Origin of the sequence: Actinoallomurus spadix, assembly GCF_024055725.1 — a bacterium.
In the GTDB taxonomy this organism is placed as follows: domain Bacteria; phylum Actinomycetota; class Actinomycetes; order Streptosporangiales; family Streptosporangiaceae; genus Actinoallomurus; species Actinoallomurus spadix.
Genome location: NZ_JAMXMX010000008.1, coordinates 319809 through 333107, shown reverse-complemented (window position 1 = coordinate 333107; position 13299 = coordinate 319809). Strand labels below are relative to the sequence as shown.

The window sequence follows — 13299 nt, the reverse complement described above, 5'->3', positions numbered from 1 at the left end:
TCTCCGACGCTACGCGGTGACTCAGGGACGTCCACGGACGCGGGCGAGGCGTCTACGGACGTCTACGAACGAAGCGGCCCTTGCCGTGACGCGCCTCGATCAGGCCATCTTGCTCTAGAGCGGCGAGCGCCTGGCGCGCGGTGCCGCGTGCGACCGCGTACTTCTCGACGATCGCAGCCTCACTCGGCAAGGCGTCGCCGACTGCCAGGTCACCGCCCTCGATCCGCTTCCGCAGTTCCGCAGCGATGCGGCGGTACTCATACTGCGTCGGTGCCTCGCCACGCACGACGCGCCCCTTGCCCGGAAGCGTCTCGATCAGCCCCTCATCCTCCAGAGCGGCGAGAGCCCGACGGACCGTGTTACGAACTACGGCGAACTCATCACACAAGGCCGCTTCGGAAGGAATCGGAGAACCGGGCACGAGTTCTCCGCCGCTGATGCGCTGCCGCAGGACCTCGGCAATCTGTGCGTACGCGCCCCATGCGGTCTCTCGTGGGCTCACCGGGGTCCTCTCACTACGCGTCTCCCGCACTGCGCGGCCATGGCAGTCGTATCACTCTGGGCGTTCCCGTTCGTCCTGATCGGCGAGGAAGCGCCGTGCCTGCTCTGGATACTTGCCGACCAGGGCCTTGAGGTGTTGAACCTCAACGACTTGAGAGGCGCCTGTGAACCGCATGTTGTCGAGCATGGCGTAGAACTCCGCCAGAGAGCGCTGTAGCCGCTCCTCGCGTGAATTCACGAGGATTCCTCGCGCCAGTCCTCGGCCGGCCGCGCGTAGCTGCCCTTGTGCGGCAGCGTCCAGACGTACCCGCGCTGCCGGAGATCGGCGATGGCGTCGGAAACCGTGCTGCCCGATACGCCGAACTCCTTGGCCATCTTCGCTTGAGAAGGGAGCTGGCTCCGAGGCTGCCATTCGCCGCGTGCAATCCGATCACGGATGACCTCCGCGACCTCTTGGTAGCTCTTCCGCCGTGTACTCATGCCGACCCCTCGATCAGACACTCGCACCAGACGATCTTGCCGCCCGTAGGTAGGAGGACACAGCCCCATTCCTTCGATAGCGCTTGCACGAGCACCAGCCCGCGGCCGTTCTCTTCGTCGTCCGCCGCCGCACGCTGTAGCGGCGGCGTACTGCTGGAGTCCCAGACCTCGATCAGCACGGCCTCAGGCCGTACCGAGAGGCAGAGGTAGATGGGCTGCGCCTTGCCGGCGAGTTGGTTGGCGTCTTCCGGTATCTCGGTAACGCCGGTCGCGTTGATGGCGTTCGTCACCAACTCGCTGGCCAGCAGCTCGACGGTGTCCACCATCGAAGGCAGCTTCCATGCGGCGAGCAGCCATCGCACGTACTGCCGAGCCTTACCGACTGTGTGTGGCAAGGCCGGCATCAGCATGCAACTCGATCGAGAGCATTCAGTCATCTTGCGCCTCGCAGCCTGCGGTCCGTCCGCGAGCGACGGACCGGATCGATCCGCCGCATGTCCACACAGGCTTGCGTGAGAGCGCGGACCTCTCACGGACAGGTAGGGGACGTCTAGGGACGTCTTGTGTTAGCGTCTGCCCAGGCAGCGCGGTTTGGAGGATCGCGGTGAAGGAGACCTTGAGGCGTGTTTTTGCTGAGGCTGGCCTGACTGAGCAGGACGTAGCTACGCGCTTGGGCGTGGACGTGAAGACCGTGCGCCGCTGGCTGGACGGACGACGTCCCTACCCGCGTCACCGCTCTCAACTCGCCGATCTCGTTGGCATCGACCAGGCGAAGATTTGGCGCGCTGAGGTTCCTGCGCCACCATCGCCACAACATGGCGGCGCTGAGATCGAAGCCTCCTACGCACACCGTTGGGCTGTTCCCCGCAGCGTATGGCAATGGCTCTTCAGCCAGGCTGAACGGGAGATTGGCATCCTCGTCTACTCGGGCCTGTTCCTCGCTGAAGACATTGGGATTCTCCGCATCCTTGCGGAAAGAGCGCACGCTGGCGTCTCCGTACGCATCTTGCTCGGCGACCCGAATAGCCCGCACGTCGCCGAACGGGGTGCCGACGAAGGCGTGGACGAGGCGATGGCAGCCAAGATCCGAAACAGCATCGTGCTGTACCAGCCACTCCGCGAGGTCGACGGTGTCGAGATCCGTCTACACAGCACGGTCCTGTACGCATCGCTCTATTGCGCCGACGACGACCTCCTCGTCAACCCGCATGCCTATGGCGTCACAGCCTCGAACGCACCCGTCCTACACGTACGGCGCGCAGAGCGTGACGACGTTGCCAGCATGTACGCCCATAGTTTCGAGGCAGTGTGGCGGTCAGCGCAGTCATTGGCGTGAATTCAGACTCAGCAATAACGAGGGAAACGCGGTTTTGACAAGCAGGGCAGGAGCGTCGCCCCAGTCCGGAGGGTCAAGCCTCAACGGAGGATGCAGCTCCGGCCGAGTCGATAAGGATCTACCGTGCGTCCTTAAGGGCGCCCCGCTACGCGGGCCGCCGGAGGCCGACCGGCCCTCGGGCCGGGCCTGCGGCGTCCGCGGGCCGATCCCGGCTCGAACCGCCGGCCGCTGGCTTCTGGCGGTGTCTTCAGCCGATCTCGACCGTCGAAGCGCTTCCTAGAGTCTCCACAGAATCTCCAGGATGTCCTACGCCCGGTACAAGTGGCTTCTCGTGATCTAGTCGCACCACGCGCGATACCCAAGACTCTGCAGAAGCGGGGAGTTCGTTATCGGCAATGATTATTTGGAAGCTCTTAGCGTAGGAATCTTGAAGTGTGCGCATCCTTCTATAGATCGCTTCAGCAACCGACCGATCAAGTGCGCCTTCGCCGACATTCTTCCTCGGGCTATCGATTAGAAGCATACGCGGCATCATTACTTGTGCGGGATGCGAAAGGGCCATACTGAGGTTCGCCAGATGATAAGCCACATTCACTAGCGTTTTCCGGCCACCTCCGACACTCAGTAGATCGAATGGCTCGCCATCTACAACGGGAAGATAGTTACCTGGATCAATATGCGCCTCGCGATACCATGGGTCGCGCATGCTAGCCAAAGTCTCATCGAAAACTTCTGACAAGTCATTAAGAATGGTTTGATTTTCTTCTAGCTCGATACGAAGATCTCTCTCCTTTTGGGCAAGTTCTGCTGCGATGCTGGTCGCCTCCTCGGCTGCCTCGTACAGGCTTTGGTATGACGACCAACGCGCCTGCGCTGCAACTATCTGGCCTATCTGCGATTCGATACGAGCGAGCGATGCCGCCGCATCTGCAACTTCATCCAGGATCGGATGAGCCGGATTGCCGGAACGGGCCTCCATCTCCGTCAAGACCGTAGCGAGTTGTTCGCGAACTGCATCTAGGCTTTCATCAACCCTCTGAAGCCCTTGAAGGTCCTCGTCAAGAAGTATCTGAGTTTCTTTGCGTTGATCTCTGATACGACTGACCTCTGTCGAGCTAGGAGAGCTTGGTGCTTGATGTTGGTAACAAAGAATGCATGTGCCCGCTGGGACTTCTCGGTCGTCTATTGACTGTAGACAGCGCGGGCAACGTGTGAACTCCAGGCCAGACAATGACTGCGCTGCAGCCGCATCCTTCTGTAGGGCAATCTCCTCTAGATCAAGCTGAGCGAGGATACTTTTACTTTTCTCGATATCGCGAAGAAGCGTCTGCTTTTCTTCCTCAATGTTGGCTAGCTCTTCTCGAAGTCGCGTCACCCTTTGAAGGGTGCTTGGTGAGTGAAAGCTTCGAGCAGAATCTCTCCGTAGCTCTGTCAACCGGTGCTGAGCGACAGCTTTTTGCTGCTCCGCAGCCTTACGGCGTTCTGCCAAAGAGAGGAGATCGACTTCTCCGTTCTCCTCAAGGAACTGACGGATATGCTTAGCGGCGTTAGATGCCTGTTCTGCCTTCTGCGTGTACGTTGCCCTCTGTGCTGCGAGTTCTAAAATTTTAGGGTCACTCAGCCCGTAAAGAAGCTCGAAAACGGCCAGTCGTTTAATATTCAGATTCGGATCAGAGTGTCCGATCACATCGCTATCGATGCCGTTCTGGCTGAGATACAGGTATCGGTAGACGTCGAAGAAGCTGATTGGAACTGTCTCACCCGTCGGCCGCGTGCGTCTTTTGGGAACCCGAAGCTCCCGCGGCAAGCCCACGGCCGCTAGTAGCTCCTGGCTCGCTTTCGGGAAGTTTCGTCGGTTAGTTGTAGCCCATGTGCCTACTTGCGAACCCGAAGCCGCATCTGTCACGTCGATCAGCCGGCCTCCCAAAGCTCGTGTAAGCTCCAAAGAGTGCGTTCCTGTGCGAACTTTAAGCTGCACCAACGTAACGTTGTCACGGATTGCGGGCATCACCTGAGCGCGGCCACCAAGCCCATACTTGATTAGCTCAAGCATGCTGCTCTTGCCGCTACCCATAGGACCTGTAATCGCCGTCACTCCCGGCGAGAAGCGATACGTCTCCGAAGCGTTTTCGGTCCGGACTGTGAGGCTTTCAATTACAAGTTGCTCACTCATGGCTAGATCTCAACTCTATGCGGGCGATCGACGACATCAGGCAGTTCCGCGTAGATGATTTCCTTGAGGCGGTTCCCGGTAAGGTTGAGATTCTCCCGCAGGAATCGAGCTCTCAATTCGACTTCGAGCCATTCCCGAGTCCTAGAGATCGACTCTGCTCGAGCGCGACCTTCGTCAGTGAGTCGGATCGAGAGCGCACGTTTCTCTTTTGATACTTCTGCCAAACCGAGGCCCACTAGCCTACCGATCAACGGATAGTAGCGATCATCCCAAGGTCCATATTTATATCTAATCATTCTGCTTTCAACCGCCTTGAACTCACTTTCGCTTGGCTCGGCACCAAGTGGCCATTGAAGTCCCCGATTTGCGATGATCTGATCCGTAAAAGCAGGATAGCGTAGTAGGAAGTCGAGCTTTGCGAGCTTTGTGATACCTTTCAATGGTCTTTTCTCGGTGGGGCCAAAGTGGCGAAGGATGACCAGTAGGCGAGCTATGTGGTAGTTCATTTCCTCTTGCTGGCTCATGCTGATTCCCTATCCGGGAGGTCAGGGTCGAACCAATCCGACCACCAGATCTCGCATCTAGCGGTCAGGTCATAGACGAGACCCATAAGAACCCTTGAGTCTAGCCCGGAGAAGTCTTTCATATCGCGGGTGAGCGCTCCGATGCGGCGTTGTATCTCGCTCAACATTGCATCCCCGTAGGGTTCACCGCTTTGGCGGGCGATGCGTTGAGATTCCGAAGCTTCAGATGTGACTATCGCCCTGAGTCTTCCGAAATCTGCAGCGGGATCACCATTGGGGATTGGGGGAGTGTTCGCGTATTCGTACTGTGCCCACTCTCGACGGGCACGTCGCGCTGCTGCAATAGCGGTGGGAACCACGTTCCCCTTAACGAGCTTTTTGGTCAGCCTTGTCGTGCCGGGAACTGCAGCAGGTAGTTCGGCGCTTACCTGTGTCACAATGGCGCGAAACGCGTCGAGCACATCTTGCCGTGTTACAAAGCGTCTTTGAATGTCCCTTTGCAACAGGGTGAACTCATCGAGAGATCCTTGGCTTGCTAGCAGCCATTCGCTGCGATCTTCGCCTAAGGCCGCCGCAGCCTCCGCCACGAGATTGTAGATGGCGTCGTAGAGCACGCGACCCATGTCGGACGTAGGATTATGAGACTTCAAGAGTGGCCTGCAGTAATTCTCTACATCAAGAGCTCTAAAATGCTCAACGTCGGGGAATTTGTTGTAGATGCGCAACGAGTTAAGAAAAGCTCTGGTATCGCTTTCGGATGCTTTGAAGCGATCCTTAAGATCCGTGATGTGGGTTTCGATGCCTTTATTAGAAGAGCATGCATCCCGAAGGCTCCGGCAATCCTGATCTAGCCCCCCGTTGGTGAGCCAACGACTTTCACGTGGCCTGCCGCACTCAATCCAACGTTCGAAGAGTGTCCCAAGGCCGCCGTCGGAAAAAAGCCGCGCGATAGTCCAAAAGCCGGAATCTGGTTCTCTGGACTTGATGCTCACAATGGACTTCGCGCCGTCCTGCCAACCGAGTACATAGTCCGTATGCCATTCACAGAGAATCCATGCAAGGCCTGACTCGGGCTTGATCATTTCGAGACAATGACGAGTCGCGCATCGATATTGGAACATGTACCACCGAGCGGTGGCAGCTCCTGCATCCTCAACCGGTCGACGATGAGTTAGTGGATCAGGTCCAGGGGATTCGTCTGCGACCGCCATGGGGCCATGGTAGGTATGTGTGGACAGTCTGTCACTGATTGCTGCGCTGGACGTAACTTAGTTGTGATGATTGAGCAATCAAGATCATTCTGCTGAGGCGTCGTCTGATCAACGGGCTGCTGATGGCAGAGGAGCCAGTTCTGCGCTGCGTGTGGGCAAACTGGCCATTACCGGACGGTGGTATAAGTTGCGCGTTGTGGCAGAGTTCATGTAAGAGCTTGCTCTCCTGGATCGCTCGTGCGTAGCCGCGTTGTCTAGGAATCAGGGAAGCCACAGATTCTCATAGGTGATACCAGCTTCACGCTGGGGGCTCGTTGAGAACATGCTCCGGTGCGTGACTGCCGAGCGAGCTCCTGATCACTCTAGGCTGAGATGCCGTGCTCTTTCTGGTTGTGCTGTAGCCAGTTGCTTTCGCTGTCGGCCGTTACGATCGTTGTGGGTGGTCGGGCGCCGTGCCAGTTTGGGCGATCGGCTGACCCGCCGCTTCCGGTCCTCGGGCCGTGGCCGGCCCTGCGGTCCGGATCGGCTTATCCTCGGATAACGCGGGGTGCGGTCGACGGCAACGATGGGAACGGGGGCAGCCACCGGCCCACGTGCACCCACGTTGACCTCAGTGGTGGGTGGGCAAGCAGCCAGGTCCGCTGACCAACAGGGCTCAGTCGTCGCGGTCGGCCGCTCGCCGTATCTGGATGCCCATCGCGATGTCATCTGCCACGGCACTGCTGCGCTGGTAGCCGCAGACGACGCATTGGCCGATACCGACCTCGCCGATCCACCCGTCGTGTCCGTGCGCGACCAAGGAGTAGTTCTCACACACCGGGCACTGATAGACCTCGACGCGCGCGTCCGGGTAGTGGTACTCGTACTCCGCACGGTAGTCGATCGCAGCTCGTCGCTCCAGCTCGCCACCTTCTCGGAGAAGCTTTAGGTACGCGAGCGCTCGTTCCGCCTCCGCTCGATCGGCGGCCTCATCGTCCTCTGTGACTCGCTCGTAAAGATGTTCCGACATGCCGTCCAGCGCGGGATGGTAGGAAAGGGCGTCGAGTGCCTCGATCTGTTCCTCGGACAGCGTCACGTCGGTATCGGCGTCAGTGGCTCGTGCGTGCCGGATCGCCTGGGTGGCTTCGATCGCTCCCTTGAGGACAGCTGCATTCACCGTGATGTAGTTCGGCATCCAGCTTGAGGTCCGTTCGAAGATCCGAGACGGGCCACCGAACGGGTCCTCAACCAGCTGGGTTTCCGGTTCGGGCTCCGGTTCGGGCTCCTCGCCTCGTTCGTACACGACCTGAATGGTGCCGCCGTCGGCAGCGACACCCTCCTCGGCGATCACCTCCAGCAGTTCGGCGGCCGACTTCACACGACCGCGCCGGCCGATCTCTTTGCCAGGCCACATGTGAGCGACGATCGCGGCGAGGCCGTTTGTCAGCGCCTGGTCGAAGACTCCCTCGGCGCCGGCGCTGATCCGGTCGTACCTCAGCGCAACTGTGCAGAGCGCATACTGCCGGGCTCGTGCCTTCTGCGTGCCCGGTGGCCCGTCCGGCTGTGCAAGCATGTGGCCTCTTCCTGCCGCTCCCGATGATCGCTAATAGTTCCATGTCGCAACGATGGCGTGCTCCCGGGAGCCGCGTTGGGAGCTACTGGGACGAACGATTCGATGCCTGCCGTACGAGCTGGACAACCAGAACGATGTTTTGACCGCACGCGGGACACCCTCTACCTCAGTGGATGTGGCACGAGCAGGGGTGTCGGTATTCCTTATCGGCGGAAGATCGCCCGCTCGGCGCCTGCGAGCCTGACGCGAGCTACCGGCACAGCAGATCCGTCAACCGTAGAACCGTCTCAAACGTGGTCTCATTTCGACGCATGTAAGTGGTGATACGCGTCCGTCCGCCGAGGTACGCCACTCGCCGTCTTGGCTGCTCAGATGTACCTCAGCGGACCGTGCCGAACTACTGGTACCGGAACTCGTAATGAATAGGTCGTCGGTTCGATTCCGACAGGCGGCTCCGGCCTTGACCTGGGCGTCTCTCCCCCGGAGGGGCGCCCAGCGTCGTTCCGGTTCATTTTTGGTCTCATTCACCGCCGGCGAGTGCGCGACCCACCCCGCGGCGGCTGGGATGCCTCCGCACCGCTGGGGCGTCCGTCAGCGTCGAGCGCGTTGCCGGGTGCCTGTTCCGTTGCGCTCGGTGTCCATGCGGTCGCCGTCGTAGTGGCGGTGCTGGTACTGGCGGTGGTCGGCCCGCTCGCCGGATTCCTCGGCACTAATGGCGTCGTGATCCGCCGCCATGCTCTCTGCCGCTGACCTCGCGTCTTTCCTGGCCGGCGCGCTCATGCCGATGAGCGGATGAGGCGGTTCGGTGCTGCCTGGTAGAGATGCCCGCGATGGCCGGGGGTACTGGGATTCACCGTGAACGAGGCGCCGAGCGGTGGGCGCAGGTGCACGACGACGCGGTCGATCGGTCAGCGCTTCACCGTGTAATGCAGGTGCAGAACTCGGTCGCCGTGGACCACCTGGTCGGGATCGTCGAGGAGCACCGTGCCGGTGTGGCTGCCGAAGAACCGCACCCCTTCACCCAGGACCACCGGGGCGACGTCCATTGCGACCTCGTCGACCAGTCCCGCCGAGAACGCCTGACCGCCGAGGTCGCCGGCGGTCACACAAACCAGACCGTCGCCCGCGAGGTCCTTGGCGAGCGCGATGCCCGCCTCGACGGAGCTGGCGGTGTGAAACGGTGCGTCCTGGTGGTCGGCGAGCCACTGCTCCGGTAGGGGCCGGTGGGTGACGACGACCAGTTCGTCCCCGGCGGCCGGCTTGCCGTCCCAGCCGTTCGTGGTGTCGAACAGGTGCCGGCCGATCACCGTGACCTTGACGGCGTCCCAGAAGGCCTGAACGTAGCCCCCGGACCTCCGCGAGACATGGAAGGTCCAGCCGCTCGCGCCGGCGGTCACCTCGGTGTCGCCGTTGAAGTACCAGTCGAACAGTGGTCCGACCGAGTCGTCGGGACGGGCGATGTAGCCGTCCACCGACACGACCGCCTGCATGACGACCCTGGCCATCTCTGTTCCTCAGCCGAACGTCGGGACGATCACATGTGTCGGTTCGACGAGGAATGCTTCGCGCTCCTCGCCCCGCGGGTACGGGCCGCCGGTGTATTTGGAGAAGATGCGATCGACGATCTCCCAGCCCGCGTCACCGCCGATACGCCTGGCGACACGGCCGCGGACGAGCGCACTGCGGACCAGGTTCTCCCGGTCGGTCACCGAGATCGCGAGGCGGTCGTCCGCCGCCAGATTACGGCTCTTGCGCGAACGAGGTGAGGTGAAGAAGACCAGGTGATCGCCCTCGATGTCGACCATGACCGGAACCGAGTGCGGCCCGCCGTCAGGCAGGAGTGTCGCGATGTGGGCGATGTTCGGTCCGGCGAACAGAGCACGGGCCTCGGCGTCGAGTGTGGTCATGTTGAGCTCTCCTTAGTGGTGCTGGCTGGGCTAGCGCGTGTGTCGCCGCAGCCAGTCGGCGTAGTCCGGGACGGCGCGCTCGACGTCGTAGGCCGGCCGGAAACCGGTGTCCTCCCGCAGCCGGCTGATGTCGAGATAGTTGTCGGTGGGCCGGTCGGGATTACGGCCCTGCGGGAGGACGATGTCCGCCCCCGGCACTGCCGCGTTGATCGCAGCGACCACCTCGCTGTACCGGACCAACTGCCCGGACGAGACGTTGTAGATGCGATGGTTCAGATGCTCAGCGAGCATGAGCAACGCGATCGCCCGTCCGCAGTCCTTGACGTAGCACAGGTCCGTGGCGTCCTCGGCGTACGCGGGTGGCCGAGGCGGACTGAGGTCGGCGTCCTGGCCCCAGACCGCCGCGCTGAGCAGGCGGGGCAGCGCGAAGAACGGGTTGTCGGGCAACCCCAACGGTCCCCAGATGGTGCCGATCCGCAGACTCACCGTCTCGAACCCGGCGCTGTCGCCGGCCAGCGCGGCGAACAGTTCCGCGGTCCTCTTCAACACCGGGATCTGATGCGGTGCCACCACCGGCAGCGTGGCGTCCTCACGCCACGGGACCTCCTCCACCCCCGCGTAGACGCCGATCGTGCTCGCGACCGCGCACCGCCGCACACCCCACGCCCGCGCCGCCTCGAGAACGTTCAGCAGGCCGGAGGCGTCGGTTCGCAGGTACTCGATCGGATCGGGCAGATCATGGCGGGCGGCCGCGAGGTGCACGATGCCGGTGATCTCGTGCCGCTTGCCGATGTCCAGGACGGCTTCCCGCTCCGTAGTGTCCAGCGGCTCGACCACGATCCGGCCGGCCGGCTCCTCGGCGAGGAACTCCGGCATTTGGCTCGACCGGTGCGCGGTGACCACGACGGATTCGCCCAGGTCGAGCAGCGCCCGCGCGGTGTGTGACCCGATCGACCCCAGACCGCCGATGACGAGTATCACGCCGAACCTCCCACCGAGTGGCCAGGTCCGCCATGCCCGGCTCCTCGGACCGTCCACGCCGGCTCAGGGCCGATGCTGGGACCAGAACGGGAACGATGTGTGATCAGCTGCATGACCGCGACGCTATGCCGGAACCGCTCGCCCCTCTTGTACGAAACGGCCATCTCCTCCTGCGAGCATCGGAAGATAGGACGCAGCGTGGTCGTGCCCACAGCCGCACGCAGCACCGTACTGTGCCAGCAGTTCGCCAGGCGGCGAACCCGCGAGCCGGCGGCACTCACGGCTGAGATGTGCCTGGTCGTGGTACCCCGCCTCGACCGCCCACCGTGCCAAATCGACGTCAGCGGCATCCTGCTGGTCGACCGAGGCCTGGATACGGGCGATGAAGCCCTGGAAACGCAGGATGCGGTGCAACTCCTTGGGTCCGACGCCGACCGCGGCCCGGCAGCGGCGTCGCAGCTGGCGTTCAGAGATCGACAGCAGCGCCGGCAAGGCAGCGGTTCCGCCAACGGATCCGGGCATGAGACGCGCGACCGCCTCGTCCACCACCGGGTCCAGTTCACCGACGGACCGCGCGAGGAACGACTGGAGAACCGCGAGCGCGGCCTGTGGCGTGGCGGCTTCCCCGAGAACGTCCGTCAGGCGGACCACGTCGTCCCAGATATCGGTTCCCGCGATGTCTTGATCGACAAGCTCATCGGCCGGCATACCGACCAGACCACCCAGCACCCCCGGACGCAGCCGTATCCCGACGACCGTGCCTCCCGCTGGTATGTCGTGATACGCCGACGCGGTCAGCGGCCCGAGCAGCCGCGGCAGTTCGCCGAGGACACACCGCACCTCGGCGCCACCGTGAGGCACGTGCCGCTGCGTCACGACCCGGTCGCCGACCTGCTGGACCCAAACGGATGAGACAAGCGAGGCGAGCGCGGGCATCGGCGCGCGCTCCACATAGGAAGATTCTCCAGCCACTAACCCATCCTGCCAAACCTGCCTATCAACATTGACTGCCTGTGCTATCCGCGACCGTCGACGCACGCTCATGCCGCGATGAGCGCTTCTCGGCGTCGGGTTGGGTTCGGTGATGACCGGCCCGGTGGTGGCAGCACCGTGACTTGACCGGCAGGCACGGCTGTACGGATAGCCGCAGACGCTGGCGAAATACCGGAGAGATGAGACGTAGACCCACCGGCCTGCACAGTTTGATGTGGGCTTACTGATCGTAGAGCGGTCTCAAACGTGGTCTCATTCCGACGTATGTAAGCCCGGATACGTGTCTGTCCGCCGAGGTACGCGACAAGCTGTCTGAGCTGGCCGGACGTACCTCGGCGGACATTGTTGAACGGCTCCTACTCGAACTCGTAATGAATAGGTCGTCGGTTCGATTCCGACAGGCGGCTCGTCCGTGAAGAGGGCGTCTCTCCAGGGAGACGTCCTCTTCGTCTTTTCACGCGTACGCGACGGCCGCCGCCGCGGTTACATTGTCGGTTGCAGTCGGCCGGCGGACCACCGTGATCCCTGTCCTCTGCTGCTCCCTAGCGGCACCATCGACCACCTCACCGCCATCCTCCCTCAAGAGAGAGGCAGAAGATCGAGCACATGACCACGCGCCCGTACGTGCTGCTCAGTGTGGCGACCTCTATCGACGGCTATATCGACGACACGAGCCCGGAACGCCTGCTGCTGTCGAACGAAGCCGACTTCGACCGGGTCGACCAGGTACGCGCGGAGAGCGACGCGATCCTCATCGGGGCCACCACACTCCGGCGGGACAATCCCCGGCTACTGGTCAACTCGGCCGCACGACGGGATGAGCGGGAGGCGCGTGGTCTGCCGCCGTACCCGCTGAAGGTCACGGTCACCCGCAGCGGGGCCCTGGACCGTGACCTGAGATTCTGGCACCACGGTGGGGACAAGCTCATCTACTGTCCCGACGACGCCGTCCCTGAGCTGCGCGAGCGCCTGGGGGACCTGACCGACGTCGCCGGGCTCGGGGAGGTCCTCGACTTCTCGGCGATGCTCGATGACCTCGGGGCGCGAGGTGTGAAGCGCCTCATGGTCGAAGGCGGCGGAACGATCCACACCCAGTTCCTGACCGCCGGCCTCGCCGATGAGATCCACCTCGCCATCGCGCCCTTCTTCGTCGGCGACCCCGCAGCACCGCGGTTCGTCAACCCGGGCGACTTCCCGTACGGGCCGGAAAATCGGATGACGCTCGCGGAAGCCCGCACGATCGGGGACATCGTTCTCCTGCGCTACCTCCCTGGCGACATTCATTGAGGTGCGGTCCGGCCCGTGTCCCGGCAGGATGCGACCGTGGTTCAGCCCTTGGAGGTCCCGCACCTGACTGCGGGTGACGATCTGGTGCTCCGCCCCTGGGAGCTCAACGATCTGCCTCTCGTCCGGGAGGCGTCGAGCGATGAATACATCCCGTTGATCACAACGGTTCCCGCCGCGTATTCGCAGAAAGCGGGCGAAGCCTTCGTCCGGCGGCAATGGGAACGGGCATCAACGGGCGGCGGCTACCCGTTCGTCATCGCGCGCGTTCACAACGACCGGCCGATCGGGGCCATCGGACTGTGGTTGAGGGATGCCGGCCAGGGGCGTGCTCGCTCGGATACTGGGTGGTGAAGG

General features: G+C 62.4%; 16 protein-coding genes. 3 read left to right on the top strand and 13 right to left on the bottom strand.

Annotated features, from left to right (window positions below; genetic code table 11):
• Window positions 1-52: 52 nt before the first annotated feature.
• The 4 genes from NE235_RS14955 to NE235_RS14940 are packed head-to-tail and all read right to left on the bottom strand — an operon-like array spanning window position 53 to window position 1385.
• Window positions 53-502, bottom strand: coding sequence for a GntR family transcriptional regulator (locus NE235_RS14955; RefSeq protein ID WP_252803060.1), 450 nt, complete (start codon window positions 500-502; stop codon window positions 53-55).
• A gap of 51 nt (window positions 503-553) precedes the next feature.
• A complete protein-coding gene (locus NE235_RS14950) occupies window positions 554-739 on the bottom strand; it encodes a hypothetical protein (RefSeq protein WP_252803058.1) in 186 nt (61 codons plus the stop codon).
• The gene (locus tag NE235_RS14945) at window positions 736-981 is read right to left on the bottom strand and encodes a winged helix-turn-helix domain-containing protein (protein WP_252803055.1); all 246 of its coding nucleotides are present in this window, start codon (window positions 979-981) and stop codon (window positions 736-738) included. The genes NE235_RS14950 and NE235_RS14945 overlap by 4 nt, the downstream gene beginning before the upstream one ends.
• Window positions 978-1385 carry an ATP-binding protein gene (locus NE235_RS14940; RefSeq protein ID WP_289848686.1) on the bottom strand — a complete coding sequence of 136 codons (408 nt, stop codon included), beginning with the start codon at window positions 1383-1385 and terminating at the stop codon, window positions 978-980. Before NE235_RS14940 ends, NE235_RS14945 begins: the two co-directional genes overlap by 4 nt.
• Window positions 1386-1657: 272 nt before the next feature.
• Between NE235_RS14940 and NE235_RS14935 the strand changes: the two genes are divergently transcribed.
• Complete coding sequence (locus tag NE235_RS14935; RefSeq protein ID WP_252803051.1) at window positions 1658-2317, top strand: phospholipase D-like domain-containing protein; 660 nt, start codon at window positions 1658-1660, stop codon at window positions 2315-2317.
• A 247-nt stretch (window positions 2318-2564) separates the two neighbouring features.
• Here the strand turns inward: NE235_RS14935 and NE235_RS14930 are convergent, their stop codons facing one another.
• The 9 genes from NE235_RS14930 to NE235_RS38165 all read right to left on the bottom strand — a co-directional run bounded on the left by NE235_RS14930 (window position 2565) and on the right by NE235_RS38165 (window position 11616).
• Window positions 2565-4490 (bottom strand): AAA family ATPase, encoded by a 1926-nt coding sequence (locus NE235_RS14930; RefSeq protein ID WP_252803049.1) that lies wholly within the window; start codon window positions 4488-4490, stop codon window positions 2565-2567.
• A gap of 2 nt (window positions 4491-4492) precedes the next feature.
• Entirely contained in the window at window positions 4493-5014 is a 522-nt protein-coding gene (locus NE235_RS14925) for a helix-turn-helix domain-containing protein (protein WP_252803047.1), read from the bottom strand.
• Complete coding sequence (locus tag NE235_RS14920; protein ID WP_343884913.1) at window positions 5011-6096, bottom strand: hypothetical protein; 1086 nt, start codon at window positions 6094-6096, stop codon at window positions 5011-5013. Before NE235_RS14920 ends, NE235_RS14925 begins: the two co-directional genes overlap by 4 nt.
• 784 nt (window positions 6097-6880) lie before the next feature.
• The gene (locus NE235_RS14915) at window positions 6881-7777 is read right to left on the bottom strand and encodes a hypothetical protein (protein ID WP_252803045.1); all 897 of its coding nucleotides are present in this window, start codon (window positions 7775-7777) and stop codon (window positions 6881-6883) included.
• Window positions 7778-8368: 591 nt separating this feature from the next.
• Entirely contained in the window at window positions 8369-8557 is a 189-nt protein-coding gene (locus tag NE235_RS14910) for a hypothetical protein (protein ID WP_252803043.1), read from the bottom strand.
• A gap of 128 nt (window positions 8558-8685) precedes the next feature.
• Window positions 8686-9282 (bottom strand): dihydrofolate reductase family protein, encoded by a 597-nt coding sequence (locus NE235_RS14905; protein ID WP_252803040.1) that lies wholly within the window; start codon window positions 9280-9282, stop codon window positions 8686-8688.
• 9 nt (window positions 9283-9291) lie between these two features.
• Entirely contained in the window at window positions 9292-9684 is a 393-nt protein-coding gene (locus NE235_RS14900; RefSeq protein WP_252803038.1) for a pyridoxamine 5'-phosphate oxidase family protein, read from the bottom strand.
• Between the two features lie 30 nt (window positions 9685-9714).
• Window positions 9715-10665 (bottom strand): NAD-dependent epimerase/dehydratase family protein, encoded by a 951-nt coding sequence (locus NE235_RS14895; RefSeq protein WP_252803036.1) that lies wholly within the window; start codon window positions 10663-10665, stop codon window positions 9715-9717.
• A gap of 123 nt (window positions 10666-10788) precedes the next feature.
• Window positions 10789-11616: a DUF6597 domain-containing transcriptional factor gene (locus NE235_RS38165; protein ID WP_252803034.1), complete on the bottom strand. Its 828-nt coding sequence runs from the start codon at window positions 11614-11616 to the stop codon at window positions 10789-10791.
• Between the two features lie 648 nt (window positions 11617-12264).
• On the opposite strand from NE235_RS38165, the gene NE235_RS14885 reads away from it, so the two are divergent.
• Both NE235_RS14885 and NE235_RS14880 read left to right on the top strand, forming a co-directional pair.
• On the top strand, window positions 12265-12945 hold the full coding sequence (locus NE235_RS14885) for a RibD family protein (RefSeq protein WP_252803032.1): 681 nt from the start codon (window positions 12265-12267) through the stop codon (window positions 12943-12945).
• A 15-nt stretch (window positions 12946-12960) separates the two neighbouring features.
• On the top strand, window positions 12961-13296 hold the full coding sequence (locus NE235_RS14880) for a GNAT family N-acetyltransferase (protein WP_252803030.1): 336 nt from the start codon (window positions 12961-12963) through the stop codon (window positions 13294-13296).
• The last annotated feature ends 3 nt before the right edge of the window (window positions 13297-13299 follow it).